This is a genomic window from Nonomuraea sp. NPDC049400, assembly GCF_044466425.1.
Classification (GTDB): Bacteria; Actinomycetota; Actinomycetes; order Streptosporangiales; family Streptosporangiaceae; genus Nonomuraea.
Genome location: NZ_JBITMP010000050.1, coordinates 19045 through 35493 on the forward strand (window position 1 = coordinate 19045; position 16449 = coordinate 35493).

Sequence of the window (16449 nt, forward strand, 5' to 3'; positions counted from 1 at the left end):
ATGTGCACCTCTACACACGAAGGGACGCCCAGATGACGCTCGCGGAGATCAAGCGCCGGGTCCAGCCGGGCCAGGTCTACGACGTCACCAACCACTACATCACCCGCACCGACCACCCCGCTTACGGCACGACTCGCAGGGCCGTCACCCGCGTTACCAGCAACCGCTTCTACATGGCGCAGGCCGCTGGCGGACGCGAGTCGCCAATCGAGTGGCCGAAGGCGGCGCAGGTCTCGATTGATGCTGACGGCGTGATCCGGCTCTGCGGCGGCGGGGTGAGCCAGAAGCCGGACGAGCCGTTCCTGACCCTCACCCCCGTTACCGGACGGAGCGGCCAGTACGAGGGCACCGAGTAATGAACAAGGTGCCAGAGGCGTGCAGGGAAGCAGCAAACCCCTAGCCCAATGACCGGAACTGCCGGGACGGCTGGCCGAACTCGCGCGCTTCCGGCCGCTCGCACATTTGGACTATTTGGAACGAGAACGGCCAGTGGCAGCGCACGGCAGAAACGTTCCACTGCTACGACTGCGGCCGGCTCAACACCGCCGACGAAGAGCCAGGCGATCACATGGATGACAAACAGGAGCCCGAGTCTCCTGTCCTCACCGGCACAAGCATCGGACAACTGATCTCCGCGGCACAGGACCGCTACGGATGGGACGACAGCACGCTTCTCCAGGTGCTGACCGACTACATCGCCAGCCAGGACAGCAACGATGCCCTGGCGGACTACCTGGCTGAACGCGGCCCGGGCGCTCTAGAACTTATGGAGCGCCCTGCCGACCCTCGCCGCATCGAGACGGGCAGCGCCCGTTCCATGCCCGTGATCGGACGCGCCGCATGCGCGGCTGCCAGGGTCGCCGCCGATGGCGATGTCATAACCCGTCTGACCATCGATGGCCGCCCGGTCGCTGCGATAGTTCCTGTGGATGGCCAGGGAAACCCTGCGTGCATGCGAATCGACCACATGGACGCGCTCGCGCAAGCGGGGCGCCTGCCCCCATTCGAGCAAAACGAGTCGGCCGGCTACCGGTTCAGCATCCCGGTCAGCGTCACCTGCGGGATCGACGGTGACCAGGTCGCCGCCTCGGTTACCGATCTTGCCGAAGCGTGGACTGCAGCCCGCGAGCACGAGTACCGGCATCAGCGCGGTTGAACCGGTCCGACCGCCTTAGGACAACGCCCGCTTCCACCAGGAGGCATTCAACGTCCTTCCGGACCTCGCCGAACTCCTTGCCGCTGCTGAAGAAGGGCCCCGTCCGTGGCTGACCGGCATCCGTGAACACCTCGCCGTACCACCCGGTCCCGGCACCCAGCACGGCAAAGCCTGCTTCACCTGCTGGGCCTTCTCACTCGGATACGACGAGGTGCGATGGACGTGGGTGGAACCGCGGGCCTCCACATCTTCCGGAGAGACATCCTGACCTACCTCCGCCACACATTTTCAGGGCACGCGACTCGCGTGGCCAGCTTGCAACGGGCAGGCGACCCATGAGCCGCCGTCGCACCTCCCATGTTTTCCAACCAACTCTCGATGAGATCGCCTTTCCCGACGGCCGATGGTGCCAGCGATGGAACGCCGGCACAGCCGTCTGGCAGCCCGGCCTCACCAGCCGAGACGAGCGCCGCGCCGCGGACACCTGGCGGCGGCGGCGCCGCGGCGGCTTCGACAAGAGCCGGTACGAGGTACGCCGCATTGCCTACAGCGACGCCAAGAAGTACGTCGAACAGCACCACTACCTGCACACCTTCGTCGCCTGCAAGGTGGCCTTCGGCATCCTTGACCAGGCCGGATATCTGCGGGGCGTCATCGTCTTGTCGAACGCAGCCAGCGACGCTGTCCTCACTAGTGCCTGGCCGACGCTCCGCCCGAACTCTGAGTCGACATGTATCGGCCGCGTAGTGCTGGCCGACGAGCTCGACTCGAACGCTGAATCATGGGCCATCGGCCAGGCCTTGAAGATGGCACGGACACTGGGGTTTCGCGCCGTAGTGACGTTCTGCGACCCGGTACCGCGCGACTCCGTCGACGGCAAACGAGTCCACCCCGGGCATTACGGGACGGTCTACCGGGCTACGAACATGCTGCACACTGGTCGAAGCCGGAATCGGACCATGCTGCTGTTCCCGGACGGCACCGCGCTCGATCCGCGCGCCCTGTCGAAGGTCGTGAACGGCGAGTCGGGCCGACAGTACGTACAGCGCCGCCTGGAGGCGCACGGAGCCTCACCACCGCGGCGAGGCGAGCACGTCCGGGACTGGCTCGTCCGCGCGTTCGACGCAGCCGGAGTGCGCGAGCAAAAGGTCAGCGGGGTGCTGCGCTTCCAACTCGCCTTGGACGCCGGCGTGCCATGCGGCCGTGTCGCCTTGGACTACCCCGCCTACGGAAGCTCCGCGCCCCTCGCCACCCTCTGATGATCATCCCTCACGTCGCCACACCGAGGCACACCATGCTGTCGTTACTGTCCTCTCTTTCAGACCGCGGCGAAGTCCAGAAAGGTATGGCCCAGGCCAGCCAGCGCGGCTGCCGCACCCAACTGCCGACCCCTCGTCAGTGGGAATGCATCCAGCCGTCTAGCGATGGCGGGATGCTTCTTGCCGGAGGTCTGGCGCCACAGCGCCATCCTGAGCACCTCATCAGATGTGGGCCATGACCGGGCCCGCCAGCGACGACCAGTTCACCCTCTTTGATGAGCTGCCGGGACAACGGGCTGCAGCACGCCCACGCCGACTTCTCGCGCAGAACGGGCAGCTACGGCGGGAAGGCATCTGGAACTGGACGCTGCCCGCCTTGTCCGCCGAGCTCCCCTCCGGCCGAAAAGTGGTCACATGCCCTTCCGCGGACGCGTGCGCTGATATTTGTTACGCACGATTCGGGGCCTACCGCTTCAGCAATGTGCTTGCCAGGCACGTGGCCAATCTCGCGTTCGTCGTAGAGGACTTGGACGGCTGGGAGAAGGTGATGCGGACGGAACTCGGCGCGCGCCGCTTCCAAGATCGTTGGATTCGCATCCATGACTCCGGAGACTGGTTCAGCGACGCCTACGTGCTGGCCTGGCTGCGCATTATCTCCGATCGTCCGGGCGTGCGGTTCTACACCTACACCAAGGAGGTGGCGCGATTCCGAAGACTGGTCGAGCCGCAGCCACCACCCAATCTGTTCTGGGTGTATTCGCTGGGTGGCAAACATGACCGCGTCCTCGATGCCACCGTCGACCGGGTCGCCGACGTCTTCCCCGACGAAGCAGCAATCGCGGAGGCAAACTGGCATTCGCAGGCGGAATCCGACTTGCTGGCGGTGTTGGGCCCGAGCCCCGTCGGCATGGCCGCGAACCGGATTCCCGCCGCCCTACGTCGCCAGGGCAACCGCACGCTCGGACAGATGCAGAAAGAAAGCGACCTCCGCAGGCAACAGCGAAGGACATCATAGAAGGAGCCGCTCGCCTGGTGAGCATCGAAAGACTGCCCCTAATGCCTAACGGCCACGTGTTCCCGCGCACCAACGAGGTAGACGTGTTCCGCCTGCTCGACAACGTGGAACCGCTGGTCACCGGCGTCGAGTACGCCTGCGCCATCTGTGATCGCCGGCCAAGGTTCCGAGTCGCCGCGGATGCCGTTCACGTGCAGGACCCGTGCCCCTACCCGGACGGCATCACCGCCACGATCACACTGCAGGTACCGTCCGGGAAGCTCCTCGTCTCCGATGATCTGCGTCCCGTCTACAACTTGGACCGCACCGGCATGGCCAGCCTTAACACCGCCCTCGGCAGGGCCCAGGCGGCCGAGGCGATGGGGAAGATCGGCTGCGCCTTCGGCTCCACTCTCAACTGCGGCCTGGGCCTGTACCCCACCGGTGACGGCACGTACGTCATCGCCACGCCCAGCTACACCGAGGACGAACACCCGAGGTTCCCCGACAGCGCCAGCTTGGCGGACATCTGCACCGACCTGTGGGCATTCTCGCTGGCGGACTACTCGGACTGGCAAACGCGCGGCGGCGACCGCTCCGCTCTCGACTGGTCCGACACCGTTGTGGACGTCACGCCCGGGATATACCAGATCACCTACCACGGCGCCGAGCGCGGCTTCGACGCCGATTCCGTCGAGGACGTGATCTGGGCGCACATCGAGCGCATCTCCTAACCTCCCTCCACCTGCTGAAGGGCACCGCGATGGCTGTTTCTAGATCGACTGAGCCCGCCCGGGACATCTCTAGCTCTGCGATGCTCGGGGTCTCCACCCATCGCCTCAGCGCGTCGATGACGCCGCCCACGCACGAACTCGCTCTGACCCACCTGGTCGGCTGGCGCTTCCTGAGCTGTGGGTGCACAGTCTGCTATCAGGGAAGCTCTCATCGGTTCTCGCTGTGCTTCTCCGTAACAGCGCGGTGCCCGAAAGCTGAGGACCTCCAGGACGCCCGCATCGCCCAGATCCTCACCGACCTTGATCCCGGCAAGCCACTCCGCAGCCACACCGATCGGATGGCCGATTTAGCCGCAGCCCGGGACCTGTACGTGGCAATGATGCTGCACTATGGGCCGGATCCCGCGATCGACCCGGAGGGGTTCCAACAGTGGAAGACCGCCGCTGAACGGCAAATTCCTCGCTACGGCTACACCCCGACCGGTCGCGCTATCCACACCGAGGACGACCCTGACTACGGCCGCCTCATATGCGCCTGCAGATTCGCCTGGGCGGACCAGCACCCTCCGGGTGACGGCACCACCTGCCCTGAGCACATGCAGCCCCGGCACATCCAGTACCCCGATTTCGACACCCCCGCCGATCGGGAGTTCCGAGCCCGCTACGACAGGTGGGTCGCCGAGTTCGCCGAGTACCGCGCTCGGCGTGCACGCAGCACCTTCCACATCGTCTCCTGAACCCGCTTCAGCGCACGGCACGACCTCACACACGGGGCGCGGCCGGGCCGTTCTTATTGGCCTTCACCGACTGGGCCAGCACAAAGCTCGCCCGCGAACGACAGATCCCCACTCGATCGAAGGAATGCGCATGCCAGCATTCGACGTGCTTGTCACCATTGCCGAGCAAGATGCCGACACACCTCACGAGGCCGCACAGTAGGCGCTGGACGACCTTCCAGCCCTCATGCCAACCATCCACCTCCTAACCGTGATCAACACAGGCAGCGGCGAACGCGTGTTGGTGGACCTCAGCCAAGCCAGTCCGCCCGCAACCTCCACTGATCACTAGGCGCGGCTTTGGGGTCCATGCTGCGCCCACGCACGCTGTGCGCGCTCGTGGCGCCGCGCCACAGCGTCCCAGCCGACCCCTCATCCGGACACGCAGCCAAAGGGAACTGCCATGCGTGGAGTCACCTCCTACAGCTACCTCAACGAGACCGTGCAGCTCGCGACGTCCATCGCCGCCGCACTGCCCGGATGTTGGCAGGGGTTCAGGGCCGTCTCGACAGCTGGGCCTCGTACGAGACGCAAGTGCATCTCGCCCACGCCCATCCCAAGATCAGCCAGCCAGCGCCAACCCAAGAAGGTGTGACGCTCATGGCTGCTCGGGAACCCGACCAGAACACCGCCACACCGCTGTTCGATCTCCCGCTCCAGACATATCTTGCTGAAGTTCGCGCCCGGCACGCACAGATGTCCTACCCGGACCGTACGACCCTCCTACTGGCCCGCGACGACGTGCCCCGCCTGATACGCCTGATCGAGGCGATGCTCATCGCCCATCAACCAGACGAGGACACGATCAAACACGCCCTTCAGCCCCAAGCGCCAGCCCCGGCGCCAGGACAGGCGTGCCACCTCCGGCCCCCCTGCCCGCGAGCATCGACCGGCTGGTCATGGGACCCCAGGACGCAGACATGGATACGGGCCTGCGCGAGCCATGGGACCAGCCCTTGGCCGAACGAACAGCACTGGTTCGTGGCCGATCACAGCCAGGAGGCAACGGAACCGTCAGCTGCGTGTCGACGGACCTTCGCTGACGCCATCGTCGACGCCGTATGCATCCTGGATGTGCCCCCAACTGGTCACGGTACGCGGTGCCGACACTGAAAGCCTGCCCCGCGTTGCTCTTTGCGACATGCACATCCAGGACACATCCGTCATCGACCACCGCCGTAATGAGCCGCTGATCGACGGCGGCTCGGAAGTACAGCGCCCTCTCGAGACGTACAGCGTCTTTGCCTGCACCGCACGGAGAACATCTCCGGGATCGGCTGGACCACACGCTCGATGAGGCTGGGCTGCGAGCCGCCCCTGCGTCGGTTCAAATCGCAGTGGGCGGGCCTATTGCTGGCTGCGCCCCTGGTCGTGCTCCTCGTCGACCAATCCCAGGGCGCGTAGTGCTTCGAGCGCCTCGTCCCAAACTGGACCGCCCGGGCAGGGAAGATCCGAGAGTGGAGGCGGGTCAATGATGATCGGAATGAATTCCTGCGGCGCCGTCGCTGATCCCAGCGAGTCGAGATCCACGACCAGGGCCTTGTGAGTGCGGAAAGCCAGGTCAAACGCAAGAGTGGTCTTGCCGCTGATGACGCCACGGCGGCCTGACAGGAGACGCGCCAATGCTTCCTGGGAGGCGGTGGAGGGTTCCGTTGCTGACCCGCTGAAGTCGGCCAGGGACGACGGGGCGGTGCGTGCGCGCTCTTCGACCGCTCGGCGTGCCACGGTGTAACGGGTGCCGGGGTGCTCGGCCATGTAACGGCGTACCGCGCGGTCGAATTCGCGGCTGCGCGAATGCGTCATGAGGTGTCCTTACCTTCCGGCCAGCGGCCCCACGCGTCGCGGCCGATGAGGGCTGGTTCACATCATGCCGACAAAGCGCGTGAGTCTCAGACTCTTGGCCTCCAACGGTCCCAGTGGCGTGGGCGGGGACCTGGACGACAGGCAGTGACGCGGATCAGCCCACCCGCAACGATACCGGACCATCCCTCCATCACCTAGTGCCTCCCTTCCGGCCAGAGCGGCAGACCTCTGGGGAGCCGGCCTGGATAGGGCCCAGCAGAGCCAGCGCCTCGTCATCCGCCGCTGCAAGGTCCCGCTGGGCGCGAACGCCGGGAGGCGTGACCAGTAACGCACGCTCCCGCACGCACCCTCGAGAAAGGAACCTCCTGACCGACCGCTACAGCCATCCTGTCTCCCGGTCCGCAGAACCGCAGCAGAACAACCACACCGGCCTGAGCTGCCCCGACGCCGCGGGCCCGCCAGCCACGCAGCCACCATCCAGCGTCCCGCGCCGAGTGCCGATTCGCGTCCGCAGCTCGAGCACCGGCAGCGTTCTCGTCGAGTGCGTCGCCGGCCACTTTCTTCGCACTGTCCGCCAAGGAGATTGGGCAGGGTCTCGTGACGAAGCGCACGCCCGTGACCCCTCCTACCGCACCCCATGCTCTCGGTGCACGGAAGCGGATTGACGCCTTCCATCCTGCCGGCCCCCGCGGGCCGCCCGATCGCCGTCCTCTCGTGGGGGCTCGGCGTCGACTCAACAGCGATCTTGCTGAGGTGGATCCTCGACCCGACCAGCCGCGAGTTCGACTTGGACGATCTGGTGGTGTTGGTCGCCCAGACCGGTGACGAGTGGCCGATCACCGGCGAACTGGCCGAGCAGTACGTCCTTCCGCTGCTGCGCCGCCACAACATCCGTCTGGTCCAGCTCGCCCGCACCGCCAGGACAAAAGAGGCGGCAGGCGGTTGCAACTACACGGTGCTGGACGACACCCGCTCACCCACCCGCTGCTACATCGAAGGCCTGTACAAGCTGTCGGACGAGATGTTCCACAGCGGGACGGTCCCCCAGACCGGCGGCAAACGTCTGTGCAGCGTCCACGCCAAGGGCGAGCTCTTGGACTGGTGGGTGGCCGCCTACACCCAAGGCCGCCCCTACACGCACGCGGTCGGCTTCGAACTGGGCGAGCTTTCCCGCCGGGACCAGGACTTGCGCAAGAGCAAACTGCCCGGCCGCCAGGCGCTGTACCCGTTGATCGACTGGGGGTGGTGGCGAGAGGACGCCTACGACTACCTCTTGCGCCACCTCGGAGTGGCTTACGAAAAGAGCGCGTGCCAGATGTGCCCATATGCCCTGACCAGCGCCAAGGGACGCGGCCGCACCATCCCACGCTATCTCGCCGCGCCACACCTGGCGATGCTACCGCTGCTGATGGAGCACACCGCGGTCGCGCTCAACGAGCGGCAGGGGCTGATCGGCGGCAAAAGGCTGGTCGACGAACTGCGGCGCCACCCTGACGCCGGACCCCTGCTCGCCCTGTTCGCTGAGCACCTGGACGCACAGCAGTGGGCTGTCTACGACGTACGCAGGGCCTTCGTCGAAGGCAAAGACGGCCGCGCCGCCTCAGCCCGCTCGCTCGAGGTCGTGGAGCTCGGCTCCCAGGAGGACGTGCGCGCCTACCTGGACCTCATCGCCGAGAAGCACGGCCGAAGCGTCGAGCGTGACGGCATCCACCGGCGCTTGAGGCTGCTCAACCGCCAGCCGAATCTACCGACCGCGGAGCGCTCCTTGGTCCTGTCACCCGCCACGGCAGAACCGAAGGTGGCGCCAGCCTTCCCGAAGATGTGGGAGACCGGCTTGGCAGGAGCCGCGATCTCGCAAGAGGAACTGGTGCTGTGAAACCGGGCGGGCATGCCGCCCTCACCAACGGCACCAGCCGCGCCGCCTGATCGTCCGTCCTGCCCTGACGCCCACATTCTCGCCAGCGCACGGAGCTAATCACCCTCACCGGGTGGGCCGCCACCCCAACGTCCGCGGCCGCCCTCGGGAAAGGAACATATCCTGCACCGTTACACCCCCAACAAGACCCCCGCGGCACGGCGCCGAGCGCGTGCCCTGCGCCGCCTGTACCGGCACGATCTCGAAGGCTCCGGCACCCGCGCCGAGGTGTCCGCCGACATCGTGGCCGACGTCCTACTTGACCTGCCGACCGGAGCATGGCTCCGCCTGCTGCGTACCGGCCTGATGAACGCGCTGGAGGACCGGCACGGCGAAGGAATCGCCAAGGACCTCGACCTGCTCCCAGTCGGCCTGCGGCACTATCCAGAGAACTGGTGACCCCACCATGTACATCCTGATCGCGGACCTCAACGACGCTGGCCTTCCGCACGGCGAGGTGCACTTCGGGCCTTGCCTCGACGACGACTCTGAGGTGGCCACTGCGGCTGTCCACGCCTGGGCTCGAGCTCACGGGTACGTCCCGGACAAGGGCGAGGTCCTCGTCACTCGCAAGGACGTGACCGAGGTGGAACTGCACGGGCTCCACCTGCATGACGCCAGCGAACGTTCCGCTCCAGGTCGCTTCAATGGGGTGGCCGTCAACGACAAGGCGGCGCTGCGAGCACTCAGCTGACCTGCGCCTGCAGTTCTCACGCACTGAGCGGCTCCGTCCCCCGCCGCGGCAGGTATCACCCCGACCTTAGCCGTGCCGAACTACCGCATGTCGCGACACCAGCGGCCGCGGCCTGCGCACCCGCGCGTCACCTTCGGGCCCGCCCCGTCCCGGGCGGGCCCGCTTCCTGTCTCACAAGCTGAGGCGGCTCCCATCGTGAAAGGCAAAACCCTGGATCAGCACGACGACACCTTGGTGATCGAGCCGGGCCACGTGGCACTCTACGTGAGGTTCAACCTTTATGAGGAATGCGACCACACCGTAGACACGACGCTCATCGTCCAAGAGGAGATCGCCGACGACCTTGCCGCGCTTGAGGAATTCCTGCGCGAGGAAGGCACCTGGCTGGACGATTTCAACCCGCTCGCCTGCGTGAACGTGACCGAAAGCCGCATCAGCGACGTTCGGATCGTGCGGCGTCGAGGCCCGGTGCGAACCAACGCTCGCACAGAACCCGAGCATGGTGCCGACCTTCGGCAGCGCTACGTGCTCGCCGGTCATTGGCCTGCCGAGCACGCCACCACCATCGCCGACAACGGCTGGGCGGTCGCCAACGCACCCCGGCCACTGAGCGGTCCGCTCAACTGGACCGGCGAGTTCTACCACGGCATCTTCTACGCCGCTGGTCCGCTGCAGGAGCTTGCCGGACGGTGGCGTGCCGACGACGCGACACTGCTCGTGCCCATCACTCCCGCCGACGCGGTTGCCAAGCTCAAGGACGCAGTCGCAGGCAAGGGCTACGACTGGAACGTCGTCGTCGACAGCTGCCCGGAACAGCTCCAGATGTGGGCTGAAGACCTGCAACTGCCCTGGGACCCCGCCTGGGCCGACCGCGACTCGGCCGCGGCGCAGAAGCAGGCGGACGATGCCTAGGCGCACGCCGCAGGGTCACGGACAACTGGACCTGTTCGCCCTCCTCGAGGCCACCGCACCCACCTCACCGGCCCTTCCCGACCCCACCAGCGAAACCGTGGTCGAGCCGCCCGCCCCTGCATTGACGGCGCTGGCGACCGCACAAGCGAAAGTCCTGCGGCCAGCTCGGACGACGCCCGCCAGCGTGTCACCGGCCCGGATTGCGGAAGACGTCGAGGCCGCCTGGCACGCACACCACGGCGGCAGCGACATTGTCATCCCGCTGAGCGTGGTCGCTGCTCTGGCCCTGGTGAGTCAGGATGACCCGCGCGGCCCCGATATGGCCGCCGAATTCCTCACGCTCGAGCCCGACGACCTCCTGCAGGTACTGCGCGACATCTGGTCGATCGCCTGGATCATTCACCCCTACTTGATCGGCACCATCGCCCTGCCCCTGCACAGCTGGCTGCATGACGATCAGCGGCCGCATCCGCAACTTGCCCGGGCCGTACATGCCGTGACGCACGCCGCGATCAACGCGGGCCAGTTCGCCCTCACCGGGCACCCCGATCCGGCGCTTCGCCGGGACGCCGACCTGCTGGGTGCCATGCTCACGCAGATGCGCACCAACAGCGCCCGCCGGCCGCTCGGCGCGTTCTACAGTTCCGCCTCGCACGCCGACCTCATGGCGCAGATGATGTTGGGAGACAGCGCCGACGTCGAGCCCGGCTGCTGGTACTACGAGCCGGCTGCCGGGACCGGCAGCCTGCTCCGGGCGCTGGCGCTCCGTCTGAGCGTCCTGGGTCACAGCCCGGCGAACTTCGGCTGGTCCATGAGCGAGATCCAGCCGATCCCCGCAGCATGCGCGGCCGTCAACGCCGTGGTGTGGGGGCTGGGCGCGAATGTGCTGGTGTACGTGGGCGACACCCTCGCCGCCAGTGACGCCCACGAGCGGGCCTTGCGGCAGCGCGCCGAGGCGCTGGCCGACTTCGCCGACCTGACGAGCTGGGCGGGCCGCATCGCGCTCATCCATCACACGGACGCCGTGATGAGCGGCGACATCGCAGCCTGAGCCCTCAACATCTGGCCGGGCCCGTTGCGGGCCCGCCATGACCGCATGGAGGAGCACTGAACTTCCCTCTCCGTCGCACTGCCCTTCACACCGTCATCTCCGAGCACATCCGCGTCTACGGCTGGCACATCCAGGGCGTCGGCGATCTGCAGATGCCCTGGACGTACACGATCGGGCTGGCTGCCCGAGAACTGCCCGAGCTGATCGTGGCGGGCCTGGGCCTGCGGCAGAGCGGTGCACTGCTGAACGCCATCGCCAGCTGCTGGGTGGAGGGCGTCGACGTTCGCGACCCTCGCGCGTTGGCCACGGCGTTCGGTCACGACCGTGTTGTCCTGCAGCTGCGATCTGTCGACCCCAGCTGGAACAACAGCAGCCTGTTCAACGTCGCGCGTTCTCATCTGGGTGTCGTCCCTGCCGCGCTGCAAGTTGTGATCGCCGACGTTGAAGGCCGTTTCCCTTGGGACGCCGGCCACCAGCTTGGCATTGAGCAGCCGCGCCTGTGGGAAGCGTGGCCCGGCGGCTGGCCCGACGTCGATCCACCCGCCGGCGCTCCCGCGCGTCCTCCCGGTGCGCCGCCCGGCGCCGGTCCGCGACCCCGCCGCCCTGCCAGCCGCCGCCCTGGTGACCTTGACCGTGACAAGCCGCTGGCTTCCCTGCGGCGACGCCGGCAACGAGAAGGCGCCCGCTGGTGAATGCCAGCAGTTCACGTCCCGCCACGGCGCAATGCGTCCGCGAGCCGGACGGCTATCACGTCCACGTCTACCACGTCGTGCTCGAGCCGAACCACGAGAGCGCCTTTCCCGCGTTCGTCGAGCACCATCTGCACACCTGGGCGGCAGAGCACCAGGCGCTGTATCCCGACTCGCAGCCCGTCCATGCCTATCGTGATCTGCAGCTTCCGCCGCAGCCGCTGGGCTGGTACGGCCTCACCCGGCACGCACGGCCGCTCGGCGGGTTCGACACCCTGGACCAGGCGTGGAGCACGCTGGGGGTGTCCGGCGACATCCCGGTGGTGACCTGCCTGCTCGCCGCCGACCACGACGCCGGCGACGCCCACGCGCTCGCCTCGATCCTGCCCACGCTCGAACTCCCGCAGGCCCTGGTCGTGGATGGCCGGCTGGCTTGCCCATACGAGGGATGCGGCGCCGTCGGCAGCCTGGAGCAGTTGCAGGTGGCCACCCGGTCCAACCCGTTGGAGATCACTGCGCCGGGCGTCATCACCGCCGACATCACCTCGGCGCCGTTCGACGACGACGGAGTGGAATGCACCGCGTGCATGCGCCGGGTGGTGCTGCCGCCTGAGTACAGGCTGATCGAGGACTGAAACCACGGCCACTTCGGTGGTACTCGCCTCCCGCGGGGCAGGCGCTCGCCGCTCGGCAGCGCCTGCCCTGCTCACTTTCTGACCCCTGTTGGAGACCCCTCTGCCGACGATCACCAAGCAGGACGCCGCGCTGCACGCCGAAGCGCAGAAGCTCGTGGATGCCCCCCGGCCGCTGACCTCGGATGAGCAGGACTTCGTGCTTGAACACTGGCACGAAGGCGCCGACGTCACGCACAACCTGGACGCCGCCTGGTTCACACCGATAGAGCTCGCGTGGGAGATCAGGCACATGGTCGAAGGGCCGCGGATCCTCGACCTGTGCGCCGGGACCGGCCGGCTAGCCCGGGCCCGCCTCGACGATCACGACCCGACCGACCCCGTTTCCGAGATGGTGTGCGTCGAGCGGAACCCGGCATATGTCAAAGTCGGCCGCAAGACGGTTCCGGAAGCCACCTGGATTTGCGCCGACGTGTTCGACCTCGCCCACACTGACCTCGGCCAGTTCGACACCGTGATGGCCAACCCGCCGTTCGGGTACACCCAGCGCACCGGCAACGGACCCCGCTACCGCGGGCGGCGCTTCGAGTACCACGTCATCGACATCGCCAGCGACCTGGCCCGAACAGGCGTGTTCATCGTGCCGCAGATCGCGGCACCGTTTCGGTGCAGCGGCGTGCCCGCCACAACCTTCGACGGCGGCGACGGGGAGTATCAGCGCTTTGTGGCCGCCACAGGCGTGGAGCTTGTCCCCGGCATGGAACTGGACACCTCCATCCACGACGACGCCTGGCGCGGCGTGAAGCCCAAGGTCGAGGTGGTCATGTGCCGGTTCGGCAAGCGCGCGTCGCCGGCACCCGCTCCGATCGGTCGTCCTGTAGCGCTGGTTGCCGCCGGCCCGGCCGGCCAACCCGGCCTGTGGTGAACCCCTCCTCCCACTTCAGCCCCCCTTCGTCATGGCTTGCGCCCCTCAGCCGGACCAGTTGGACGAGGTTGCGGTGGAAGAGTTCCAGCTGGTGTCAGCCTGAGCGCCTTCCTCCGTCGGCGGCGGGGCGAAGTCCTCGCCGTCCGAAGCCGGAGCCGGCTCTGCGGCGGCTGAAGCGGCCGACGCGGCGCCCTGCTTCTGGCTGCGGGATCTCCCCCTGGAGCTCGTTGGTCGACGCGCTCTGCCCCGGCCGGTCGGCGCCGCCCCGAAGCCGAGCTCGGCCAGCCACCCTTCGGTGAATAACTGCCGGGCTTGGCCCAGCAGCTGTTCTCGCTTGGCCGTCAGTTCGCTGATCTCCTCGTCGATTTGGGCGAGCTCAACGAGCACCGGCAGGTTGGCGTCGAATAGTTGGCGGGCGGCCGCCTTAACGTCTTTGACATCGTTTCTGACACTCATGATCGACCAGAGTAAAGGCTGTCTGTGGCGGTGCGAAAGTACCCGCGAGACATCTGCCCTCCGGACGGAAGCCGCCGCCGGCACGACGCGTCATCCGGCCGAGCGCGTATGGCTGGTCCCGGCGCCGCTTCTGGGATACCGCGTGCCCCCGCTCCAGAAGCCCAAGCCGCGCTTCGCGCGGTCGCCTCCGGCGAGCCTTCCACCGCGGCCACGGGCACGCGGTGCCCCGACTCCCACGCGCCGGGACCAGCCCCGGCGCGGCACACATCCTCGGAATGGGAACCTTCTTGGAAGAGCTCGAGACGCTGTCACGGATTGCCCTCTCGCACGCCATCCACGACGTGTCTGATGTGTCCCTGCTGCAACGCGTTGTGCACGCCGTGGGAGCGGTCGCGGCTCTACGCGACATCCGCGCCGGCGCGGTCCCGCCCGAATTCGACGGCATGGCCGACGCCCGCGAGAACGCGCGACGGGTGGCGCGCTGGCGGGCCGCCGTTCAAGACGCTGATCCGTTCGCTGATCTGGCAGCAGCCGAGCAGGTCTGCGCCCGCTTCCTGACTCCAGACAGCCGGGAATGGCCGCCCCTGCTGACCGACCTCGGCTGGCATCAACCGCTGGGGGTGTGGGTGCGCGGACCGGCCCATCTTCGCGAGTGCGGCACCCGGTCAGCGACGATCATCGGATCTCGCGTCGCCACCGACTACGGGCGGCACATGGCCGGCGAAATCGCCCAAGAGCTCGGCCGGCGCGGCCACACGATCATCTCGGGCCTCGCCCGCGGAATCGACAGGGCCGTGCACGAGGGTGCGCTGGCCGTCGAAGCGACGACCGTCGCCGTGCTCGGCACCGGCGTCGACGTCTGCTTCCCCGCTGAGCACCGAGACCTGTTCGACGCGATCATCACGCAGGGCGCGGTGGTGAGTGAGTATCCGCCGGGCACCCGCGAAAGTGCAGGCCGGCTCCTTGCCCGCAACAGGCTGGCAGCTGCTCTCGGGCAAATCGTCGTCGTCGCCGAGATGCGGCCACGCAGCGGAACCATGAGCACCTTCCGGCATGCCGAGCGGCTCGGCCGGCCGATAGGAGCCGTGCCCGGCCCCGCGACCTCGCAGGAAGCGGAAGGCTGTAATCAGATCCTTCACGAGGGCAGAGCGATCCTGGTCGGCCAGCTCGCGCATGTCACGGCCTTGGGGGACGGTACGCGGTGCGTGTGCTCGGACACCGTCTACTCCGCCGCAGGCCGGTGCCCGCAGCCGGATCGTATGGATCACCACATGTGCCCGCGACGCTCCACCGTCGTCCGGCGCGACGCTGTCAACCGATCGACCCGCGTCGCCTCTCAGCTGATGGACGCCCGCACGGCCACAGAGCACCAGCAGGAAGATGCGTCCGGCCGACGCGGCGCCTATCGATGGGCGGCGCCGGATCCAACGCCATGACCTCCTCTTCCCGAGGTTTCCCCGCCGCGCGAACGGGTGCCTACGCCGTCGCGCTCGTCGGCTTGTCCGAACACCGGAAGGAGCACCGTCATCCCTGACGCGACCGCGATCGACGTCGCCCTGCTCGAAAGTGCCCTGCTCACCGTCAGCGCCCGCTGGACGTGGCACATACGCATCAACCCGCGCCGTAACACCATCGGCCTGACCGTCGAGCGTGATGCCTCGGTGACCGTCACCGCTCCCCCTGACAGCAGCCTTGACCACATCGTCGAGACTGCCAGGAGCAGGGTCTTGTGGCTGGCCAAGAACGTCCGGCTCGCCCGGGAGACCGCCCCCGATCGCCCGGTCAAGGAACTCGTCGGCGGCGAGAACTTCCCCTGGCTCGGACGTCACCACCGCCTCCGCCTGGTCGACGACGACGGGCCTGCCGTGCACCTGGAGGACAACCCGTCCGGGTGGCTGCGGCTGCAGCGCCGACACGCCCGCGACGCGCGCTCTCTCATCGCCTGGTACAGCCAGCGGCTGTCGGACCATCTGACCGAGACCAGCACGATCTGGCATCCGCGGTTCGGCTTGCACCAGCCGGTGACCTTCCGCGTCGACGACCTCGGCGAGGAGCAGTCCGCCGTTCGGCTCGGATCGAAGCCGGCCGTGACCGTGCATTGGGCCGCGGCACAGCTGCGGGTGCCGCACGTGACGTATCTGATGGTTCGCGAGTTGTGCCATGTCCAGGCCGGTCGCCGGCTGGGCAAGAAGGAGCACATCCGGCTGCTGAACCTGCACATGCCCGGATGGAGTGACCACCATCAGGCGATGGTGCAGGAATGGCGGCGGGTGTGGATCGGCGCCGTTCGTACGCACCGGCCGCCCGAGCCGACGTCGGACGTCGGCATCTTCTGCCGCTTGTGCCACCATGGCGTGGCCGCGGCCGACGCCCGTCGCATCAGCATGGCAGAGCCTGGCACCAATCCCTGGTGCTGCCCGACGTGCTGGGATGAACGCCTCGCCTAGGGGGCG

At 67.5% G+C, this 16449-nt stretch carries 20 protein-coding genes; 17 read left to right on the forward strand and 3 right to left on the reverse strand.

Annotated elements, in window-relative coordinates; all coding sequences use genetic code 11:
* The first annotated feature begins 32 nt into the window (after positions 1-32).
* The 3 genes from ACIBVN_RS47710 to ACIBVN_RS47720 all read left to right on the forward strand — a co-directional run bounded on the left by ACIBVN_RS47710 (position 33) and on the right by ACIBVN_RS47720 (position 2415).
* Positions 33-356, forward strand: a complete 324-nt coding sequence (locus tag ACIBVN_RS47710; RefSeq protein ID WP_397147266.1) for a hypothetical protein — start codon at positions 33-35, stop codon at positions 354-356.
* Positions 357-568: 212 nt separating this feature from the next.
* Entirely contained in the window at positions 569-1156 is a 588-nt protein-coding gene (locus ACIBVN_RS47715; RefSeq protein ID WP_397147268.1) for a hypothetical protein, read from the forward strand.
* Between the two features lie 335 nt (positions 1157-1491).
* Positions 1492-2415 carry a hypothetical protein gene (locus ACIBVN_RS47720; protein WP_397147270.1) on the forward strand — a complete coding sequence of 308 codons (924 nt, stop codon included), beginning with the start codon at positions 1492-1494 and terminating at the stop codon, positions 2413-2415.
* Between the two features lie 59 nt (positions 2416-2474).
* Here ACIBVN_RS47720 and ACIBVN_RS47725 read toward each other — a convergent pair whose 3' ends face one another.
* Positions 2475-2624, reverse strand: coding sequence for a hypothetical protein (locus ACIBVN_RS47725; RefSeq protein WP_397147272.1), 150 nt, complete (start codon positions 2622-2624; stop codon positions 2475-2477).
* Positions 2625-2650: 26 nt separating this feature from the next.
* On the opposite strand from ACIBVN_RS47725, the gene ACIBVN_RS47730 reads away from it, so the two are divergent.
* The 4 genes from ACIBVN_RS47730 (at position 2651) to ACIBVN_RS47745 (ending at position 5514) form a co-directional block, all read left to right on the forward strand.
* Complete coding sequence (locus tag ACIBVN_RS47730) at positions 2651-3430, forward strand: hypothetical protein (RefSeq protein WP_397147274.1); 780 nt, start codon at positions 2651-2653, stop codon at positions 3428-3430.
* A 17-nt stretch (positions 3431-3447) separates the two neighbouring features.
* Complete coding sequence (locus ACIBVN_RS47735) at positions 3448-4143, forward strand: hypothetical protein (RefSeq protein ID WP_397147276.1); 696 nt, start codon at positions 3448-3450, stop codon at positions 4141-4143.
* A gap of 338 nt (positions 4144-4481) precedes the next feature.
* Positions 4482-4880: a hypothetical protein gene (locus tag ACIBVN_RS47740; RefSeq protein WP_397147278.1), complete on the forward strand. Its 399-nt coding sequence runs from the start codon at positions 4482-4484 to the stop codon at positions 4878-4880.
* 442 nt (positions 4881-5322) lie between these two features.
* Positions 5323-5514 (forward strand): hypothetical protein, encoded by a 192-nt coding sequence (locus ACIBVN_RS47745; protein ID WP_397147280.1) that lies wholly within the window; start codon positions 5323-5325, stop codon positions 5512-5514.
* 752 nt (positions 5515-6266) lie between these two features.
* Here the strand turns inward: ACIBVN_RS47745 and ACIBVN_RS47750 are convergent.
* Complete coding sequence (locus ACIBVN_RS47750) at positions 6267-6722, reverse strand: hypothetical protein (protein ID WP_397147282.1); 456 nt, start codon at positions 6720-6722, stop codon at positions 6267-6269.
* A gap of 661 nt (positions 6723-7383) precedes the next feature.
* On the opposite strand from ACIBVN_RS47750, the gene ACIBVN_RS47755 reads away from it, so the two are divergent.
* The 8 genes from ACIBVN_RS47755 to ACIBVN_RS47790 all read left to right on the forward strand — a co-directional run bounded on the left by ACIBVN_RS47755 (position 7384) and on the right by ACIBVN_RS47790 (position 13540).
* Positions 7384-8598, forward strand: a complete 1215-nt coding sequence (locus ACIBVN_RS47755) for a hypothetical protein (RefSeq protein WP_397147285.1) — start codon at positions 7384-7386, stop codon at positions 8596-8598.
* A 267-nt stretch (positions 8599-8865) separates the two neighbouring features.
* A complete protein-coding gene (locus ACIBVN_RS47760) occupies positions 8866-9036 on the forward strand; it encodes a hypothetical protein (protein WP_397147287.1) in 171 nt (56 codons plus the stop codon).
* Positions 9037-9043: 7 nt separating this feature from the next.
* Positions 9044-9331, forward strand: coding sequence for a hypothetical protein (locus ACIBVN_RS47765; protein ID WP_397147289.1), 288 nt, complete (start codon positions 9044-9046; stop codon positions 9329-9331).
* Positions 9332-9526: 195 nt separating this feature from the next.
* Positions 9527-10243, forward strand: a complete 717-nt coding sequence (locus ACIBVN_RS47770; protein WP_397147291.1) for a hypothetical protein — start codon at positions 9527-9529, stop codon at positions 10241-10243.
* On the forward strand, positions 10236-11294 hold the full coding sequence (locus ACIBVN_RS47775) for a hypothetical protein (protein WP_397147293.1): 1059 nt from the start codon (positions 10236-10238) through the stop codon (positions 11292-11294). The genes ACIBVN_RS47770 and ACIBVN_RS47775 overlap by 8 nt, the downstream gene beginning before the upstream one ends.
* 107 nt (positions 11295-11401) lie before the next feature.
* Positions 11402-11986 (forward strand): DUF4262 domain-containing protein, encoded by a 585-nt coding sequence (locus ACIBVN_RS47780; RefSeq protein WP_397147426.1) that lies wholly within the window; start codon positions 11402-11404, stop codon positions 11984-11986.
* Entirely contained in the window at positions 11983-12618 is a 636-nt protein-coding gene (locus tag ACIBVN_RS47785; protein ID WP_397147295.1) for a hypothetical protein, read from the forward strand. Before ACIBVN_RS47780 ends, ACIBVN_RS47785 begins: the two co-directional genes overlap by 4 nt.
* Before the next feature lie 88 nt (positions 12619-12706).
* Positions 12707-13540 (forward strand): hypothetical protein, encoded by an 834-nt coding sequence (locus ACIBVN_RS47790; RefSeq protein WP_397147297.1) that lies wholly within the window; start codon positions 12707-12709, stop codon positions 13538-13540.
* A gap of 45 nt (positions 13541-13585) precedes the next feature.
* Here ACIBVN_RS47790 and ACIBVN_RS47795 read toward each other — a convergent pair whose 3' ends face one another.
* A complete protein-coding gene (locus tag ACIBVN_RS47795) occupies positions 13586-13996 on the reverse strand; it encodes a hypothetical protein (RefSeq protein ID WP_397147299.1) in 411 nt (136 codons plus the stop codon).
* A 287-nt stretch (positions 13997-14283) separates the two neighbouring features.
* On the opposite strand from ACIBVN_RS47795, the gene ACIBVN_RS47800 reads away from it, so the two are divergent.
* Positions 14284-15432 (forward strand): DNA-processing protein DprA, encoded by a 1149-nt coding sequence (locus ACIBVN_RS47800; RefSeq protein ID WP_397147301.1) that lies wholly within the window; start codon positions 14284-14286, stop codon positions 15430-15432.
* A gap of 36 nt (positions 15433-15468) precedes the next feature.
* Entirely contained in the window at positions 15469-16443 is a 975-nt protein-coding gene (locus ACIBVN_RS47805) for a YgjP-like metallopeptidase domain-containing protein (protein WP_397147303.1), read from the forward strand.
* The last annotated feature ends 6 nt before the right edge of the window (positions 16444-16449 follow it).